Source organism: Butyricimonas faecihominis (genome assembly GCF_033096445.1).
GTDB classification, from domain to species: Bacteria; Bacteroidota; Bacteroidia; order Bacteroidales; family Marinifilaceae; genus Butyricimonas; species Butyricimonas faecihominis.
Genome location: NZ_AP028155.1, coordinates 3,647,455 through 3,665,944, shown reverse-complemented (window position 1 = coordinate 3,665,944; position 18,490 = coordinate 3,647,455). Strand labels below are relative to the sequence as shown.

Here is an 18,490-nt window from a genome sequence, read left to right as displayed (position 1 = left end):
ATTTTCGAATTTCCATTTTCAATTCTCAATTATATTCGTTAGTTTTGCAAACCTTTTTACAAAGAAAGGAGTTTATAAATACTATAAACCCAATTAGATATGGAAAATAAAAATTATGGAGGACTCGACAGCGAGTTTACGGCATACGAAACTGCCGAGATTGTAGTATTACCTGTACCTTATGACGGGACAAGCACGTGGCTGAAAGGGGCAGATAAAGGTCCCGATGCAATTCTTGAAGCATCGGCTAACATGGAACTCTACGATATTGAAACGGATTCCGAAGTATATACTCATGGTATCGCAACCTTGGAACCGGTGACAGAGGCCTCATCTCCGGAAGCCATGTCTCAGGAAGTTGAAAAACAAGTTGACAAGATATTAACCGACAAAAAGTTCCCGGTGATCCTGGGAGGAGAGCATTCCGTTAGTATCGGTGCATTCCGGGCTTTCGCCAAACACTATGAAAAGTTCTCTGTCCTGCAGTTGGATGCACATTCCGATATGCGTAGCGAATACGAGGGATCGACCCACAACCACGCTTGTGTCATGGCTCGTGCCAAGGAAGTGGCAACCGTAGCTCAGGTAGGAATCAGAAGTTCTGCCATTGAAGAAAAAGAGAACATCATGCCGGACCGTATTTTCTATGCTCACGATTTACATGATGCCAAAGAAGGTAACAACTGGATGTACATGGTGTCCCAAAAATTACATGACAACGTGTATATCACGATTGACCTTGACGTTTTCGACCCGGCTATCCTTCCGGCTACAGGAACCCCGGAACCGGACGGACTCTATTACAGAGAAGTGCTGAACTTTCTGAAATTGATCAACGAACGTCACAACATTGTCGGTTTGGACGTGGTAGAACTTTGCCCCAACGAAGTTAACAAATCATCTGACTTCTTGGCTAGCAAACTGATCTACCAGATATTGAGCATAAAATATCAAAACCAATGAAATAATTTTAAATGACGAAATTGAGTCAATAAGGTCCTCATAATTGTACCTTATATTTTTAAGATAAATAGAATGGAAAAGAAAGATTTATTAAAAGACACTATCAAACACATCGACATCAAGTCGTATGACTCAACCCAATTGATCGACGCGATGCGCGATATGTCATTCACCTCTCGCGATACGGCCAGAGCAACCGATATTCTGATGATGATGGTCGGAGAGAAAGAGTGTACTAATATTCTTACCATTGCCGGAAGTACCAGTGCTGCCGGATGTATGCAGGTTTACGTGGATATGGTTCGTAACAAAATGGTTGACGTGGTTGTTTCTACCGGTGCGTCTATCATCGATATGGACTTATTCGAGGCCCTTGGTTACAAACACTACAAGGGACATCAGGATGTGCCTGACATGCAATTAAGAGAACTTTACATTGACCGTATTTACGATACGTTCATCGATGAAGAAGAATTACAGGCTTGCGACCACACAACTTACGAGATCGCTAACAATTTGGAGCCGCGTCCCTATTCATCACGCGAATTTATCTGGGAAATCGGTAAATGGTTACACGAAGGACACGCCGTGAAGAAAGACAGCTTGATCCAGACTTGCTACGAATGTGGAGTACCCATCTTCTGCCCCGCATTCTCTGATTGTAGTGCAGGATTCGGAATTGGTAAACACCAATGGGAACACCCCGACAAACACGTGTCGATCGACTCTGTAAAAGACTTTATCGAATTGACCCAGATCAAGATCAAGGCAGGAACAACCGGCTTGTTCATGGTAGGTGGTGGAACCCCGAAGAACTTCGCTCAAGACACCGTTGTTTGTGCTGAAATCCTCGGATTCGACGTACCGATGCACAAATACGCCATCCAGATCACCGTGGCCGATGTTCGCGACGGGGCTTGCTCTTCTTCTACCTTGAAAGAGGCTTGCTCTTGGGGTAAAGTTGACGTTACCTACGAACAAATGGTTTACGCTGAAGGAACCACCGTTATTCCCGCTATCGCAAGCTACGTTTACCACAACGGACCTTGGAAAGAGAGAGAATACAAAAACTGGAACAAATTATTCCAAAAATAATTACGACACGAGGGAAACGAAAGTTTCCCTCTTTCTTTTTTCCCCTCCTTACCGACAAACAGGTATATTACCAGTAACTTGCCTCGGGAATGCACTATACTCTCGTTAATATCTGAATCGTGAATTCATGATTCATCCACCACAAATGAACCAATCCCATCCGTCGACTTCTCGTTAAGTTCCCGTTGACTTCCCGTTAACTTACTAACGAGACTCCCTAGAGACTCCGGCACAAGTAACCGTCATCACCTCACTGTATTTCTACTCTTTCCTCCTTCGCAGGAAACGAGTCATTGAAATCGCTTGCTTATGGAAAATGAATAGCGGCAATGATACCCCGATAGCCAGCACGGCCAAAACAAAAGCGGTTGTCAATCCGTTGCGGAAAATCTCTACAATCAGGTTGGGGAGAATTTCCTCATCCTCCGTTCTCATGAAACGGATCAATGCCAAGATTGTCTTGTAAGCATACATTCCGGGAATCATGGGTAGCAATGAAGGGAAAGAAAAAACCTCTGCCGGGCAATGAATCAACCGGGCAAAATAAATACTGAACAAACCGATCGTAAACGAGGCACATAACGTGGAGGGGATTAAACCCAAGGCCGTGTGATTCAACAGGTAAAATCGAAGAGCGTGGCCCACGGCAGCCAACAAAGCCGAAATAAGAATCGCTTTCCTCGGGGGATTGGAAATCACGGCAAAACCGATAGCCGCTATCGCCGCAAAAATTCCATCAAGCAATACAGATAATACTAAATCCCAGTTCATAGCGTATCCAATCCTAAAATTAATAATGTTACCGACAACCCCAATGCAATACAAATTATAAGTATCGCCGCATTCACCGCACGAGACATACCTATCAGCACATGACCTCCCAAAATATCAATAATCGAATTAATCAAAGGTACCCCGGGGATCAGATAAAGGACACTGGAAGCCAAAGCTATATCCGGGGTCTTACCCCAACCGAAATAGGTCCCGGCCGAGGCGATAAACGAGGCAATAAAAGCCGATACAACGAAAACGACCATATGATTCACGTGGCGATTCATCATCTCCTGCCGTACCCAAAAACCCACGCAAGTCGCGGCACAAACCAGCATCATGGCAATCCCGTCTCCCCCGAACAAGCGACAGAATGCCGCGTTGGCCAAGGAAACCAAAACCAGCACCACCCAACGGGAAATGCGGGGTTCGTTCATCACCTCATGGTAATGAGCCGTTAACTCGCCCAACGACAGATGATGATCGTAAGCCTCCCAGCTCAAGGCACTTAACTCAGAAATCACTTGAAAGTTAATCGCCAAGGCAGGAATCTTTCGCACGTAAGTTCGCCGGATAGAATAATCTTCCGGGTGCTTGATCGTCATGGTAATATTTTTCTGAAAAATCGTCACGTCAATCCCATACCCAAACGACTCGGCAATACGGGAAACACTCCTCACGGCCCTCGCCGTGTGTACCCCGACTCCCATCATACTCGTGGTGTAATCCATCAAGAAATTCGAGAGTTCCTGAATATCAACCTTTCTTTCCATATTATTTAACTATCTACCCTAATTTTCCCCTCGTATTCGGGGCCGCAAATATACATCAAAATTCAAGAGAAAGTTGTATATTTACTCATCGAAACGGGAGATGGAAAACAGAAAAATTATTCATATCGACATGGACGCGTTCTACGCCTCTATCGAACAACGGGATCACCCGGAATACAGGGGAAAACCGCTTGTCGTGGGGCGTCCGGAGAAACGCGGGGTCGTGGCTGCCGCCAGCTACGAGGCTCGCCGTTATGGCATACGTTCTGCCATGTCGTCCATGAAAGCCAAACAGCTTTGTCCCGACCTCATTTTCGTCGGTTCTCACATGGAATACTATAAATCGGTATCCATGCAGATTCACGAAATATTCCACGAATACACGGACATGATCGAACCCCTTGCACTCGATGAGGCATTTCTAGACGTGACCAAGAACAAAAAAAACATCCCGTTAGCCGTCGATGTCGCCAGAGAAATCAAGAAAGAGATTAAAGAAAAACTAGGACTCGTGGCCTCCGCCGGGATCTCTTACAATAAATTCCTCGCCAAGATCGCATCCGATTACAAGAAACCCGACGGGCTTTACACCATACATCCTGACCGGGCCCCCGCTTTTATCTCCAAACTCCCGATCGAGGCATTCTGGGGTATCGGCAAAGTCACGGCTCGTAAAATGCACTCACTAGGCATACACACGGGGGCTGACCTCAAGAAATGTACACTGACATTCCTTACCCGCAATTTCGGAAAAGCCGGTACCTTGTATCACGATTTTGCCAATGGCATCGATCCCAGAATGGTTACCCCCGAACGAATCCGTAAATCCGTAGGCTGTGAAAGTACCTTCGAGAATGACTTGACGAACTATATCGCTGTCATCATAGAACTGTACCACGTGACAACGGAATTAATTCTCCGACTAGAAAAGTCTGATTTCAAAGGACATACCCTAACCTTGAAAATCAAATTCCACGATTTTACCCAAAAGACACGTAGTGTCACTATGGCACACGAGTTACGAACAAAACAGGATATTCTTCCCCTAGCCAAAAAATTACTCAAAGATTTAGAACTTACGCAATTTAGAATACGCCTTCTAGGTCTCTCTGTATCAAATCCTTTCGAAGAATTAACCACCGATGATCCTTTGCAATTAAGAATTAATTTTGATTAATTATGAAACCTTTACGTTCATGGGCCGTATATAGGCATATATTTTGAATGTAATCATAGTGTAACCGAAACTTAATACATAAGTGACAAGGTTACGATGACAAAACGATACCTTTGTATCGGATTTCAAAAGAGACTTCGATTTTTTTTCATAAATTTGTTATTGGTATTTTGGGTCCCCGCTGAGACAGCGCGGACCATTTTTATTTTAGCATAAATCCTAACTTTTGTCTCCCTGTATTCGTATATAAAAGTGTGTATCGAAAATTAATCGATATAACAGAAATTTAACTACTAATTTTTTTGTATATAAAGAAAAGCCGATACCTTTGTATCGGATTTCAAGAAAAGACTTCAATTTTTTTTCATAAATTTGTTATTGGTTGCCTCCTGCTGTGACAGCACGAGGCTTTTTTTCTTTCACCGATGCTAAACTAGCAAATCTTTTTTTACCCGCAAACATTTGCGTAAAATTTAATAGTGTTAAAAATCAGATTTTTATTAACACGCTGATTATCTGGCCAAGTAAAAATCACGTTAACATTTACACGACAGGAAATTTACAAAAAAAAAGATCGTGCCTGATTCATTTTAACAAATTCGGCACGACCTCTTTATTTTGTTATTATCTATCGAATTATTCCAAATAAGTATACCCGTACAATCCGGAACGATAATTCGACAAGAATTCCCGTCCTTCTTCTGCCGAGATAATTCCCTTTTTCACGGAAGAAGTTACCCATACCTCTACCGTACGAGCCATTCTTTTCGGCATAAATTGAACGTACTCCAACACGTCAGCCACCGTCTCTCCTTCAATCACCTTGTCGATCACGTAATCATCACCTTTCACTTTGATGTGGACGGCATTCGTGTCCCCGAACAGGTTATGCAGGTCACCAAGAATCTCTTGGTAGGCACCCACGAGGAATACCCCTAAATAATACGGTTCTTTATGATTCAACTCGTGTACCGGAAGATGGTACGAGAAATTACGCGTCGAGATAAAATTATCAATCTTCCCGTCAGAATCACAGGTAATATCCTGAATTGTTGCCGATTTAGTCGGCTGCTCGTTCAAACGAGAAATCGGTATAATCGGGAATATCTGGTCGATCGCCCATGAATCAGGCAAAGACTGGAATAACGAGAAATTACAGAAATATTTATCCGGCAACATCTTGGAGATTTTCTTCAACTCGTCCGGGGCATGTTTCGTGGCCACTGCCATGTCGTACACGTCTCTAGCCACGGACCAGAACAACCGTTCCACTTGCGCACGGGTGAACAAATCAATCAAGCCAAGATTAAACAAACCGAGAGCATCCTCCCGAATCTGCATGGCATCATGCCATGTCTCGATCAACCGGGGCTGATTCAGGTTCTCCCATAAATCATACAACTCTTTCACCAGCTCGTGAGCATTCTCGTCGATTTCCTCGTTTTCATCGAAAGCGGGCAAACTTGTACTGGCAAGTGCCTCGAAAATCAACACGGAGTGATGTGCCGTCAGAGAACGTCCCGACTCGGTGATAATATTCGGTTGCTCCAGATTATTCTTTTCGCAAGCATCTACCAACGCGGACACGGCATCATTCACGTACTCCTGAATCGAGTAGTTCATACTGTTCCCGCTCGTGGCCGAGCGTGTTCCATCGTAGTCTACACCTAAGCCCCCGCCAATATCCACGAAATGTATATTGTATCCTAAATTCTTCAATTGCACGTAGAACTGAGAGGCTTCCTTCAACGCCGTCTTGATACGCCGTATATTAGTCACCTGACTACCGATATGGAAATGGATTAACTTCAAGCAATCCGTCATCTTGTTCTTTTCCAGAATATCCATGGCTTCCAGCAACTCGCTCGAATTTACCCCGAACTTACTGACATCTCCTCCCGACTCTTCCCACTTGCCACTCCCGGAACTAGCCAGTTTTATACGGATCCCGATATTCGGGCGAATTTTCAAGCGTTTGGAGATTGTCGCGATATTTCTCAATTCGTTCAGTTTCTCGACAACCAAGTATATATTTCGTCCCATCTTCTGGGCCAAAAGAGCCAACTCGATATAATTCTCGTCCTTGTAACCGTTACAGATGATCATCGCATCGTCGTCAATATCAATCGACAACACCGCGTGCAATTCCGGTTTCGAGCCTGCCTCAAGACCAATGTTATACTTGGTCCCGTGACTGACAATCTCTTCCACCACCGGGCGCATCTGGTTCACTTTAATAGGATAAATGATAAAATTTTTCCCCGTGTAACCATATTCCGTTGCCGCGGCTTGAAAACAACTAGAGATTTTCTCGATCCGGTTATCAAGGATGTCCGGGAACCTTAACAACACGGGAGCCGATACATCCCGCACCTGAAGTTCCTCCATCAATTCCTTGATGTCAATTTTCGGTCCTCCGACTTTCGGCGTTACTGTAACGTGTCCCTTCTCGTTAATCGAAAAATAGTTCAGCCCCCAACCGTTAATATTGTACAGTTCTGCTGAATCGTCAATACTCCATTTTCTCATTTTTATTCTATAAGCTCATTAAGATTGATTGTCCCGCAAAGCTACAATATATTTTCAATATTATACGCTTAATCACCTAGGATTTCACGATTTTAGCCATTAGATTTCATGCTCCCCGGCATCATGACAGGCAGAACAACAATCCCATCAAACGACCTCACATTTTCTGGATCTCCTGAATACCGTCCCGATCTATCACCAAACGGTAACGCTTGTACTCGACCTGCTCCCCATGTAGCAATTGTATCAAGAAATTAAGGTAATATATCTTGTCTCCCATGATCGGGCCGTAATCCGCCTCTCCCCTTGGCACGTATAACTCGTAGTCCCGCTCATCCATTTTCTGAACGAAGCTCCCCACGTTAAAACGCAATATCTCGTTCACCCCGGCAATATCGTACTGGCTATATTCGCCAAGCGCCTCCGGATCGAGCTGCACCCATTTCCGGTAAAGAATAATTTTCTCCCCGCCATTCCGATTGTCCGCCTCCAACAAATCCGGACGGGCTCTTCGCTCGATAATCTCCTCCGGGACTTTTCTTTCCGAGATAAAATCCACCCCGTCCTTGATCCACCCGACCACTCTCTCGTTCATACTGATCGTTGTCTTCCGGTCAAAATAATTCTTCCCCAGCCGATGGGCAAAATAAAAACGCATCAACTCCTTAATCCGGTCCTTCAACATATAGCTCACCACCAAAGCCACGAACAACGGCATCGTGAAATTCCCGTATTTTTTCTGAAATGAAAAAGCTACCACCGTGGCAAATATCATGGAAAGTCCTGCCGCAATACTATAATATATCTGCTCCACCAGTACCCCATCTTTTTTCTTCGATGCCTTCAAGAACAAATCACTCTCCGCGTATTTCTTCAGCATCCCCCGCCGATAGATCACCGTCCGATTCCGATCCTTACTCTCCGGATCTGCCACGAGATAACCGTTCTGTTTCTTGTAATCAATCTCCGAATGTACCAAAGACAACAATAACTTCACCATCCGATCATAACATCCCGGATCCGTCGTCTTCAAGCCGTCCAGTAACTTGAACGTATGAAACTCCACCAGATTGGAAAGATACTCATCCCCGAAAGAGAAATAATTCAACGCCTCCCGGGGAATTCCCGGCACGTTAATAATGGACTTCAAATCCCGATACCGTTTCACGATCAATTGCACGTATTCAACATACCGATTGACCATCCCTTCCCGTTCACCACTTTCCACCTCATGATGAATCGTCTCTCCCGCCATCCCCCGAAGGGCACTTTTAAAAATGGATGTAAACATCTTGATCTGGTACTCGTAAGAGGCTAACGCATCCCTCGTCCCATCCGCCACCAAATGCAGGAACGCATCCTCCAAGAAAACGAAAGGCGTCCATTCGCCACTCGCAATCTCCTCCAACGTGTAGATCGGGGTGATCAAACGCACGTTGGACTTCACATCCCGGTAAAAAGCCTCCTTGGGATAAGTCGAGGCATTAATATCCAAACTATGAGGTACGAAAAACCACGTGTTCATCCTGAACTCGTTCTCCTCCGTGTCCCTATCGACATGGTAACCAACCTTACATTCCACGGAGTACCGATCATGCAACTTAACCTGAATATCTATCATATCATAAAATCACAACGCAAGATACGAAAAAAAGTATAATGAAAACAAAGTACCTCAAGCTAAAAGAACTCCTTCTTACAGCAGAATATTCTATAATTTTGAACCGTTTCGCACGATCATTCGTTAATTCATCTATTTAGGTATAATTCATACTGAATTATTTGCTTCCTGTTTTTTTAATACATAACTTTGCTATACTATAAATTTAAAATAAAAGAGCATGAACAAGCAACAAATAATTAAAGCCGTGGCAGAAAAAACCGATATGCCACGAAAAGACATTGCAAAAGTATTTTCTTCTATTTTCGAGACTATTTTAGAATGCTTGGAAAAAGAAGAATCAGTACGGTTAATGAACTTTGGTAGCCTTACCGTAAAGACTTACAAACCACGAAAAGGCTATAATCCATCTTCGAAAATAGTTGTTCAACTCCCGGAAAGAAAAGCCATCCGTTTTAAATTGGCCAAACGTGCAGCTTTAAAAAAGCTAAAATAATAATTGACAATATACGACCACTGAATTCTTTTTCTTTATAAAACAAAGGATTCAGTGTTTACCCTTCCCCCTCTCAAAGAGCGTTTATTCGTTCCTTGTTGTTAACACACGCCCCATCATTCCAAAATATTTCAATAACATTTGCCTCGCATGAATATTATTCGTAACTTTACGAATAGATAGTTTCCATTATAAAATCCTTTCAAAAATATAATCATGAAAGAATACAAAACATACGTACCGGTTGCACTTATCATCTTGATGTTCTTTTCTCTCATGATCTTTCACAAAGACATTGCCACCTACATCTCACAAAGTAAAATCGAACAATTATCCGACAACTCCAAGAAAAGCATCAGCGACACGATTGCACAAAAATACAACTATCACCATAACGGAAAGAGTTACGATTACACGTTCATTGAATTTGGTTCCACGGGCTGTCACTCTTGCCGCCAAATGGAAGAAGTCATGACAAAAATAAAAGCCGAATACAAGGGGAAAGTCAATGTAGTTTTTATGAACTTAATGGAACCAGAGAGCAAAAGATTCTTTGAATACTACGGTGTCGCCACAATTCCCACCCAAGTATTACTTGACAAGAAAGGGAAAGAGTTCTTCCGCCACACGGGTTTTTATTCAGCTGACGAACTATCGGCACACTTCACAGTGAAAAAGTAAACAAAGAAGATATAAATTCATTCACAAAAAAACAGACGCCCTGATGATCAGAGCGTCTACATTTTTGGTCGAGATGACTGGACTTGAACCAGCGGCCTCCACGTCCCGAACGTGGCGCGCTACCAACTGCGCTACATCTCGTTTCCGTTTTGCGAGGGCAAAGATAATAAAAGTATCAATTATAATCACTATATTTGTAAAAAATTTTATTGCATAAAATATTTTTCTTCAGAATGGACTCAATTAGACAAAATAAGGTTGGTCGCTTAATCCAACGAGACCTAAGCGAAATGTTTCAGAAAGAGTGTAAAGAATTCACCGCAGGTGCCATGTTATCCGTTACAGCAGTGCGAGTTAGCCCGGATATGTCATACGCCAGAGTTTACCTTAGTATCTTCCCTTCGAACCTGACGGAAAAGGTACTGGAGAGCTTGGCAGAAAAAAACAAAAGCATCCGTTTTATCCTCGGAAAAAAGATCGGCAAACAGACACGAATCATTCCGGAGCTTAAATTTTTCGTGGATGACAGCCTCGATTACATCGACAAAATCGATTCCCTGTTGAAACAATAGCCCGTATCCACGATGAATCTGTCGATATTCATTGCACGGAGATACCTGTTTTCAAAAAAGAAACAGAATGCCATAAACATCATTTCCATCATCAGCATGGTTGGTGTAGCGATTGGCACAACGGCTCTTATTGTCGTACTCTCCGTGTTCAACGGAATCGACACGCTCCTCACGGAAGCAACGGACAGTTTCACTCCGGATCTCACGATTTCCCCGACAAAAGGGAAATTCATCACGAAAGACTCCATTTTGATCGACCAACTGACCCAAATGCCGGAAGTCGCCTCCTGTGACCCCATCGTGGAAGAAAATTCACTTGTGAAATTCGGCGACAAATTGGTTCCGGTGGTCGTGAAGGGGGTAGACTCGACCTATGCCGAACACGTGAATATACTCCCTTCCATTGTTAGTGGCATCTACTCGCTCGAAAAGGACGGTAAACCTGCCGTCGTCATGGGCTATGGCATCGCGGCTGCTTTAAAAATCAGATTAGGAACGCTTTCTCCCGTTACATTCTACTACCCGGATCGAAAAGCGTCTTCCGCATCAAGCTCGGCACTAAACAGCCAGCAAATATACCCGCTCGGGATATTCTCCGCACAACAAGACATTGACGGTAAATACGTGATCACCGGACTAGAAACAGCAAGGGAGTTGTTCGGGGTTCCGGGACAAATCTCCAAAATAGAGATAAAATTAAAAGACCCCAATCAGATAGAATCATTAAAAGAAAAACTATCCGTCCAAATACAACCGACATACAAAGTCGAAAATAAATATGACCTGAACCGTTCCTTTTATGCCATGATGAAATCGGAAAAACTGGCCGTCTTCCTGATCTTGTTATTTATCCTGTTAATTGCCTCCTTCAATATCATCGGTTCCGTATCGATGCTAATTATTGACAAAAAAGAAGACATCGGGATTTATCAAGCTCTAGGGATGACCAAAGAAAAAATAATCTCGATTTTCAAGCTGGAAGGCAACCTGATTACCGGATTCGGAGCATTGATCGGTCTGGCATTAGGGACCATATTATGCCTGCTACAAGAATATTACGGGTTCATCACTCTCGGCAACGGGAGCTACATCGTCAGCGCTTACCCGGTGAAAGTCATCGCGTCGGATATTCTGATTATCATGATCACGGTGATTGCTATCGGTTACCTAGCCTCGCATTTCCCGGTAAAATACCTCGTGAACAAAATCGTCAAATCATAAATAAGGATCACGCTATGTATAAACTTTTAACGCTCTCACTTTTATCCCTAACGCTCACCCTACTCCCCTTGACCTCGAAAAGTCAGGAGAAAGAGCCTGTTGTTTTAATCGAAACAAATATGGGAAACTTAAAAGCAAAACTATACAACGACACCCCCTTACACCGGGATAACTTTATCCGGCTGGCAAAATCCGGCCACTACAACGGGACATTGTTCTACCGTGTCGTTAAAAACTTCGTGGTACAGGGAGGCTCTTCCGACAGTCGAAATGCCATAGCCGGACAAGCTATCGGCTACGGTAAAGGGGTCACGATTGACGCGGAAATCAAACCACACCATTATCACAAAAAAGGAGCCTTAGCCGCACCCCGCCAACCGGACCGGGTAAATGTCTTCAAAGAATCGGATATCGCCCAATTCTATTTCGTGGTCGGTAAGAAATACACGCCGGAAGAACTGGACAAAATCGAGAAATCAATAAACGTCCCCATTAAAAGAGCCATCCAGAAAAAATATTATACCCCGGAGAAAAAAGCCATTCTTGACACCTTGAGGGCTCAAAAGAAAGTACCTGAATTCCGGGCTATCGCGGAAAAGATCAAATCAGACATCAATTTCGAATGGGAAAACAACACGGACAAGCTCTACATGGATGATGAAAAAAGAAAGGCATATACCACGATAGGCGGGGTCCACCATTTGGATAAAGAGTACACGGTTTTCGGAGAACTGATCGAAGGTTTCGATGTACTGGATAAAATTGCCGCTCTTCCCACGGACAGGCAAGACCGCCCGTTCAAAGACGTCAGAATAATCAGTGTAAAAATAATAAAATAACATGATACCACGCAAATACTCCTTATTATGGAGGAATATCATCTGGGCAGGAGTAATCTTTTTCTTATGCGCTATTCCATCCGACTCGATTCCTGATCCGAAATTAAACATCCCCCACCTTGACAAGGTGGTACATTTCGGAATGTTCTTTATCATGTCGATATTCCTGTGCAGCGAACTCCGCTATCAGACTCGATTGTCTCTACGAAAAATCTACCTGATCGCCATCGGGTTCAGTTTCATCTACGGGGGACTTATCGAAGTTCTTCAATTCAAATATTTCAACCGGGGCGGAGACTGGTGGGACTTGTTTGCCGACGTTCTCGGGGGAGTGGCTGGTTGCCTGCTATACCCCACGGCGAAAAAACAGAAAGACAAGCTTGTTGATTATCTATACAAGAAACTAAAAAGCCGGAAAGAAGTATAACCACTCCGGGGAAAATCTCGTTCACTAAAATGGAATATAAAGATTCATAAATATGAAAACAATTACATTTAGAAACGGGGACCCAATGCCCCTCTTCGGGTTAGGAACCTATCAATCCAAGGCAAACGAACTACATGACGCCATCATTAGTGCGCTGAAAGACGGGTACAGGTTGATTGACTGTGCCGCCTATTATAAAAATGAAGAAATCATCGGGGCTGCCCTGCAAGAAACATTCACGTCCGGACTCGTGAAACGGGAAGAACTTTTCATCACATCCAAATTATGGAATAATAACCACGCCCCAGAACACGTGGAAGAGGCTCTTCGAAAGACTTTGCACGATCTCCGGCTGGACTACTTGGACCTGTACCTGATTCACTGGCCGATAGCACTGAAACACGACATTGAATACCCGCGACAAGCATCCGATTTACTTTCCCTCGAAGAATGTCCCCTCACGGAGACTTGGAAAGCGATGGAACAAATGCAGGCAAAAGGACTGTGCAGACATATCGGGGTCTCGAATTTCAGCATCCCGAAATTAAAAGAACTGATCGCCGTGGCGAAAAACAAGCCCGAAATGAATCAAGTAGAAATGCATCCTTACTTGCAACAAAATGAATTATTTCGATTCTGTCAGTCTGAAGGGATTTACTTGACGGCTTATTCCCCTCTTGGACGTAATTTGCCCATCAAAAACAAACCCGGCCTGACCAATGAACCGATTATTATCGATTTGGCAAAAAAATATAATTGCACTCCGGCACAAATTATCATTGCTTGGGGGGTACAACGAGGAATCGTGATTATCCCAAAATCAGTTCACCCGGAACGAATCAAAGAAAACATTAAATCACTGGACATCAACATTTCGCCAGAGGATATGACCAAAATTGCCACCCTCGACTCACACACCCGGATGACCGACGGCTCGGCTTGGATTTTCCCCGACGGACCGTACACGATGAAAAATATTTGGGATGAAAAATGAAGTTCTCAAAAGAATTGAAATGTATGAGACTTTTTTATTAACTTTGTCCACCAAAGATTTCAAATTTTGAGAAGATGTTAGACAAGATTAAACAACTCAGTGCTGAAATAGCCGGTTTTCAGGCGAAGAGCCTAGAAGAAGTAGAACAGTTCAGAATCAAGCATTTAAGCAAGAAAGGAACAATCGCTGCTCTCTTTGATGATTTTAAAACCGTTCCCGCGGATCAGAAAAAAGCCATGGGACAGGAATTAAATGAATTGAAGAACACGGCTCTGGCAAAAATCAACGAGTTGAAAGAGTTACTTTCTAACGCGGAAGAAGATTTAAGCGGTATTGACTTGACGATGCCGGGAGATCCTTTAAAACTAGGAACCCGTCACCCGTTAGCTATCGTGAAAAACGAGATTCTGGCCATCTTCAATAAACTTGGATTCACCATTTCCGAGGGACCGGAAATCGAGGACGACTGGCATAACTTCTCCGCATTGAACTTCCCGGAAGAACACCCGGCACGTGATATGCAGGATACATTCTTTATCAGTAAGAACCCGGACATCGTGCTACACACGCATACCTCATCCGTGCAAGTGCGAGACATGGAGGCTCATCGTCCCCCGATTCGGCTAGTTACTCCCGGAAGAGTATTCCGTAACGAGGCTATTTCGGCCCGGGCACATTGCATCTTCCACCAAATCGAAGCTCTTTACATCGACGAGAACGTTTCCTTCGCCGACTTAAAGCAAACCTTGACCTATTTCGCGAAAGAACTATTCGGACCGGACACGCAAATTCGTCTTCGTCCGTCATACTTCCCCTTCACGGAACCATCGGCAGAAATGGACGTATCGTGTACACTATGTCACGGAAAAGGTTGCAATGTTTGTAAAGGAACCGGATGGTTGGAAATCCTCGGGTGTGGAATGGTTGACCCCAATGTTTTGGAATTAAATGGTATAGACAAGGAAAAATATACCGGGTTCGCACTCGGTATGGGTATCGAGCGTATCACCATGCTAAAATACGGCATCAAGGATATACGTCTCTTTTTCGAAAACGACATCCGTTTCCTTGAACAGTTTTCGGCCGCAGGCAAATAATATATAAACACAACACAAGAGAGATGAGGATGTCGGTCACACGACTCCTCATTTTTTATTCTCAAACACCGGTTGCTATGAAGAATTTAGTCATTCTATTCCTGATCACCTTTTCATTCGGGGCTTTCGCTTGCTCTCCCGCCGATTCCGTGTACCGGAAAGATCAAACTTTGCTAAAACATTTCTTTGAATACGCCAATAAAAAGGAAATAGCTAAACTCCCGATCAACGAAAAAGTTGTCGCCATCGGACGCTATTTTCTCGAAACGCCTTACGTGGGAGGGACGTTGGACATCAATCCCCAAGAGAAGCTGGTTGTCAACCTGCGAGAATTTGACTGCGTGACTTTCGTCGATAATGTCATTGCCTTGGCACGCCTAGATAAATACGAAGAACAAAGTATTCCCCAATTCCAAAAGAATTTACAAGAGATTCGGTACCGGAACGGGAAGATCGTTGACTACACGTCACGCCTGCATTACTCTTCCGACTGGTTATACGAGATGACCTGCCTGAACCTTCTGGAAGACATCACGAAAGAAAAAGGAGGTATCCCCTTCCCCAACAAAGTATCCTTCATCTCCCAAAACTGGAAAAAGTACCCGGCACTAATACAGGATTCCACCCTCGTTACAAAAATAATTGATATTGAAAAGACTATTAACGGCAGGACATATTACTATATCCCGAAAGAAAAAGTACTCCCTTTTGCGGGACAAATCAAAACCGGGGATATTATACTGATCACCACGAAGAAAAAAGGACTCGACACAGCCCACGTGGGCATTGCCATTGAAAATGAGGGGCAAATATACCTGCTCCACGCCTCGGTTTCCGACAAAAAAGTGTCCGTCACGACAGAAACACTCCCCGATTATTTGCAACGAATCACGTCACATTCCGGCATAATGATCGGGCGTCTCATCAATTTTAAATCTAATTAACATCCATAAAACTGCGCAATACGTATATTTGGTAGAATTATTGTTATAAACTTTTACAAGAACACAAAATGTGATCGTGGAAATTGAATAGAAACCTAAAACAACGGAATATGAGAAGAATATTTATCGGAACACTTGTTGTGTTGACCATTGCTTTAATTAACGGATGTGCTAACCGGAAAATCACCCGGGTAGACCCGAATGAAACCATCGACCTTAGCGGACGTTGGAATGATAGTGACTCACGGCTTGTTTCCGAAGAAATGATCGGCGACCTGCTTACCTCAGCTTGGATTCCAAGATACTTGAAAGCAAACGACAAACGCCCCGTGGTGGTAGTCGGCCTCGTGGAGAACAAAAGTCACGAGCATATTAACTCGGAAACCTTCATTAAGGACGTGGAAAAAGCAATTATCCGAGATGGTAACATCCGTTTGGTTGTTGCCGGAGAGAAGCGGAATGAACTTCGAAAAGAAAGAGCCGAGCAACAAGATTACGCGTCACCGGAAACCACCAAAAAGTGGGGAAAAGAACTGGGTGCCGATTTCATCTTGCAAGGGACAATCAACAGCATCGTTGACTCGTACAAGAAACAAAAAGTCGTGACTTACCAGATCGACCTTCAACTCACGAACATCGAGACCAACGAGGTTGTCTGGATGGGTGACAAGAAGATCAAGAAACAAATCAGCGACCGGGTACTTTAATCAGTTTGTAAAGTTTATAAGGTTTATAAAGTAACTTCCCCAAAAGTTTAAGATTTTAAAAAGAAATGATAAATATTCATTATCCATACTTTAAAAGAAATAAAATCGGGATTCATAAACCTTATGGACCTTATAAACTTTATAAACCTTATAAACTCCTAGGACTTCTTCTCGTTTTTCTTTTCTCCGGATGCGCCACTTGGTACCAGCGAACGGCAGATTTCCAAGCAGCCGTCAACACGGGAAACTTCGAGAAAGCAAACAAACTCCTAGATAAAGATAAAAAACAAGCCACGGGTAAAAACCGCATCCTCTATTATCTCAACAAAGGATACGTGGAATTCATGCTCGGCAATCCCACCAACAGCAATCAATACTTCGAGACCGCCGAGAACCTGATTGACGAGTATCACAGTAATGTCGGGGCTGAAGCCGCGGCATTGGTGACCAACCCGGAAGCACGCCCCTACCGACCGGAAGATTTCGAGGTCATCATGATTAACTTCTACAAGGCCTTGAACTACATTGATCTGAATGACATGGAAGGCGCCTTGGTCGAGGTTCGTAAAATCAACATCAAACTCAACCAGCTAAACGACAAGTATCCCGATAACAAGAACCGGTATCAACGAGATGCTTTCGCTCATCTACTAATGGGCCTGATCTACGATGCCACGGGAGATTACAACAATGCGTTTATCGCCTATCGAAATGCCTACGAGGTCTACCAGTCCGACTATATTAAAAACTTCGGTGTGAAAACCCCGGAACAACTAAAACAGGACTTGATGCGTACCGCCTATAATTGTGGTTTTACAGCTGAATTAAAACAATACGAGAAAGAATTCAACACGACATACACCCATTCCCCGACACCCACGGACGGGCAACTCGTGTTTTTCTGGCTAAACGGTATGGGGCCGGTAAAGGCAGAATGGAGCATAAATTTTGTCAAACAAAAAAGAGGAGACGGAGCGATTGTATTCCACAACGAATCCCTCGGACTTACCTTCCCTTTCTTCTTCGGCTCGGGATACAGTGATGATGAAAAACAAAGCATTGCCGATCTGCAAACCCTGCGTGTCGCGTTCCCCAAATACATGGAACGTCCCCCACTTTATGCCACGGGAACTCTCGTGACGGACAATCACTCGTACCCGTTGGAACTTGCCGAAAATATCAATGAAATTGCATTCAAAACCTTACGGGACCGAATGGTACGGGAATTTTCAAATTCTCTTCTTCGGGTAGCCGCCAAAAAAGGACTGGAATACTCTGCCCGTAAGCAAAACGAATGGCTAGGCTTTGCCGTCGGTATCGCTAACAGCCTCACCGAAAAAGCCGATACCCGCAACTGGCAAACACTACCTTACTCGATTTCCTACACCCGACTGCCCCTATCTGCCGGTACCAATAACCTCACACTACGTCTGAATGCCCGAAACGGCTCCCAGCACACCGAACAATTCTCCATCGAAGGCGGAGGACGTAAAACCCGTTTTCACGTATTCCAAACAATGGATTCCAGACAATAATAAAACACCCCTCACCTTACGACCGTAAAATGAGGGGAGTCTAAATTA

18 protein-coding genes and 1 tRNA gene are annotated in these 18,490 nt (G+C 43.8%); 14 read left to right on the top strand and 5 right to left on the bottom strand.

What is annotated here, in order from left to right; genetic code table 11:
- Positions 1-99 precede the first annotated feature (99 nt).
- Positions 100-963: an agmatinase gene (speB, locus tag R8806_RS15195; protein WP_087419084.1), complete on the top strand. Its 864-nt coding sequence runs from the start codon at positions 100-102 to the stop codon at positions 961-963.
- Between the two features lie 72 nt (positions 964-1,035).
- Positions 1,036-2,058 carry a 1,9-bis(guanidino)-5-aza-nonane synthase gene (locus tag R8806_RS15190; RefSeq protein WP_087419085.1) on the top strand — a complete coding sequence of 341 codons (1,023 nt, stop codon included), beginning with the start codon at positions 1,036-1,038 and terminating at the stop codon, positions 2,056-2,058.
- A 261-nt stretch (positions 2,059-2,319) separates the two neighbouring features.
- Here the strand turns inward: R8806_RS15190 and R8806_RS15185 are convergent, their stop codons facing one another.
- Both R8806_RS15185 and R8806_RS15180 read right to left on the bottom strand, forming a co-directional pair.
- Complete coding sequence (locus tag R8806_RS15185; protein WP_087419086.1) at positions 2,320-2,829, bottom strand: threonine/serine exporter family protein; 510 nt, start codon at positions 2,827-2,829, stop codon at positions 2,320-2,322.
- Positions 2,826-3,602: a threonine/serine exporter family protein gene (locus R8806_RS15180; RefSeq protein ID WP_087419087.1), complete on the bottom strand. Its 777-nt coding sequence runs from the start codon at positions 3,600-3,602 to the stop codon at positions 2,826-2,828. Before R8806_RS15180 ends, R8806_RS15185 begins: the two co-directional genes overlap by 4 nt.
- A gap of 100 nt (positions 3,603-3,702) precedes the next feature.
- Between R8806_RS15180 and dinB the strand changes: the two genes are divergently transcribed.
- Positions 3,703-4,779, top strand: coding sequence for a DNA polymerase IV (gene dinB / locus R8806_RS15175; protein ID WP_124316300.1), 1,077 nt, complete (start codon positions 3,703-3,705; stop codon positions 4,777-4,779).
- A 636-nt stretch (positions 4,780-5,415) separates the two neighbouring features.
- Here the strand turns inward: dinB and speA are convergent.
- Entirely contained in the window at positions 5,416-7,308 is a 1,893-nt protein-coding gene (gene speA / locus R8806_RS15170; protein ID WP_124316301.1) for a biosynthetic arginine decarboxylase, read from the bottom strand.
- A 157-nt stretch (positions 7,309-7,465) separates the two neighbouring features.
- Entirely contained in the window at positions 7,466-8,929 is a 1,464-nt protein-coding gene (locus R8806_RS15165) for a hypothetical protein (protein ID WP_124316302.1), read from the bottom strand.
- Positions 8,930-9,149: 220 nt separating this feature from the next.
- Here R8806_RS15165 and R8806_RS15160 point away from each other — a divergent pair, with 220 nt between their 5' ends.
- Together R8806_RS15160 and R8806_RS15155 are read left to right on the top strand one after the other, a co-directional pair.
- Positions 9,150-9,425 (top strand): HU family DNA-binding protein, encoded by a 276-nt coding sequence (locus tag R8806_RS15160; RefSeq protein WP_124316303.1) that lies wholly within the window; start codon positions 9,150-9,152, stop codon positions 9,423-9,425.
- Positions 9,426-9,641: 216 nt separating this feature from the next.
- The gene (locus tag R8806_RS15155; protein WP_124316304.1) at positions 9,642-10,106 is read left to right on the top strand and encodes a thioredoxin family protein; all 465 of its coding nucleotides are present in this window, start codon (positions 9,642-9,644) and stop codon (positions 10,104-10,106) included.
- Positions 10,107-10,171: 65 nt separating this feature from the next.
- Here R8806_RS15155 and R8806_RS15150 read toward each other — a convergent pair.
- A tRNA-Pro gene (locus R8806_RS15150) sits at positions 10,172-10,247 on the bottom strand.
- Between the two features lie 92 nt (positions 10,248-10,339).
- On the opposite strand from R8806_RS15150, the gene rbfA reads away from it, so the two are divergent.
- The 9 genes from rbfA (at position 10,340) to R8806_RS15105 (ending at position 18,442) form a co-directional block, all read left to right on the top strand.
- Positions 10,340-10,678 (top strand): 30S ribosome-binding factor RbfA, encoded by a 339-nt coding sequence (gene rbfA, locus R8806_RS15145; protein ID WP_087419095.1) that lies wholly within the window; start codon positions 10,340-10,342, stop codon positions 10,676-10,678.
- A 12-nt stretch (positions 10,679-10,690) separates the two neighbouring features.
- Positions 10,691-11,899 (top strand): ABC transporter permease, encoded by a 1,209-nt coding sequence (locus R8806_RS15140; protein WP_124316305.1) that lies wholly within the window; start codon positions 10,691-10,693, stop codon positions 11,897-11,899.
- A 14-nt stretch (positions 11,900-11,913) separates the two neighbouring features.
- Complete coding sequence (locus R8806_RS15135) at positions 11,914-12,738, top strand: peptidylprolyl isomerase (RefSeq protein ID WP_124316306.1); 825 nt, start codon at positions 11,914-11,916, stop codon at positions 12,736-12,738.
- 1 nt (position 12,739) lies between these two features.
- Positions 12,740-13,165: a VanZ family protein gene (locus tag R8806_RS15130; RefSeq protein ID WP_124316307.1), complete on the top strand. Its 426-nt coding sequence runs from the start codon at positions 12,740-12,742 to the stop codon at positions 13,163-13,165.
- Positions 13,166-13,217: 52 nt separating this feature from the next.
- Positions 13,218-14,159, top strand: coding sequence for an aldo/keto reductase (locus R8806_RS15125; RefSeq protein ID WP_151411960.1), 942 nt, complete (start codon positions 13,218-13,220; stop codon positions 14,157-14,159).
- A gap of 74 nt (positions 14,160-14,233) precedes the next feature.
- Entirely contained in the window at positions 14,234-15,256 is a 1,023-nt protein-coding gene (gene pheS / locus R8806_RS15120) for a phenylalanine--tRNA ligase subunit alpha (RefSeq protein WP_027201321.1), read from the top strand.
- 77 nt (positions 15,257-15,333) lie between these two features.
- On the top strand, positions 15,334-16,200 hold the full coding sequence (locus tag R8806_RS15115; RefSeq protein ID WP_151411972.1) for an N-acetylmuramoyl-L-alanine amidase-like domain-containing protein: 867 nt from the start codon (positions 15,334-15,336) through the stop codon (positions 16,198-16,200).
- A gap of 110 nt (positions 16,201-16,310) precedes the next feature.
- Positions 16,311-16,907, top strand: coding sequence for a penicillin-binding protein activator LpoB (locus R8806_RS15110; protein WP_087419101.1), 597 nt, complete (start codon positions 16,311-16,313; stop codon positions 16,905-16,907).
- A gap of 65 nt (positions 16,908-16,972) precedes the next feature.
- Positions 16,973-18,442 (top strand): COG3014 family protein, encoded by a 1,470-nt coding sequence (locus R8806_RS15105; protein WP_151411983.1) that lies wholly within the window; start codon positions 16,973-16,975, stop codon positions 18,440-18,442.
- Positions 18,443-18,490 lie beyond the last annotated feature (48 nt).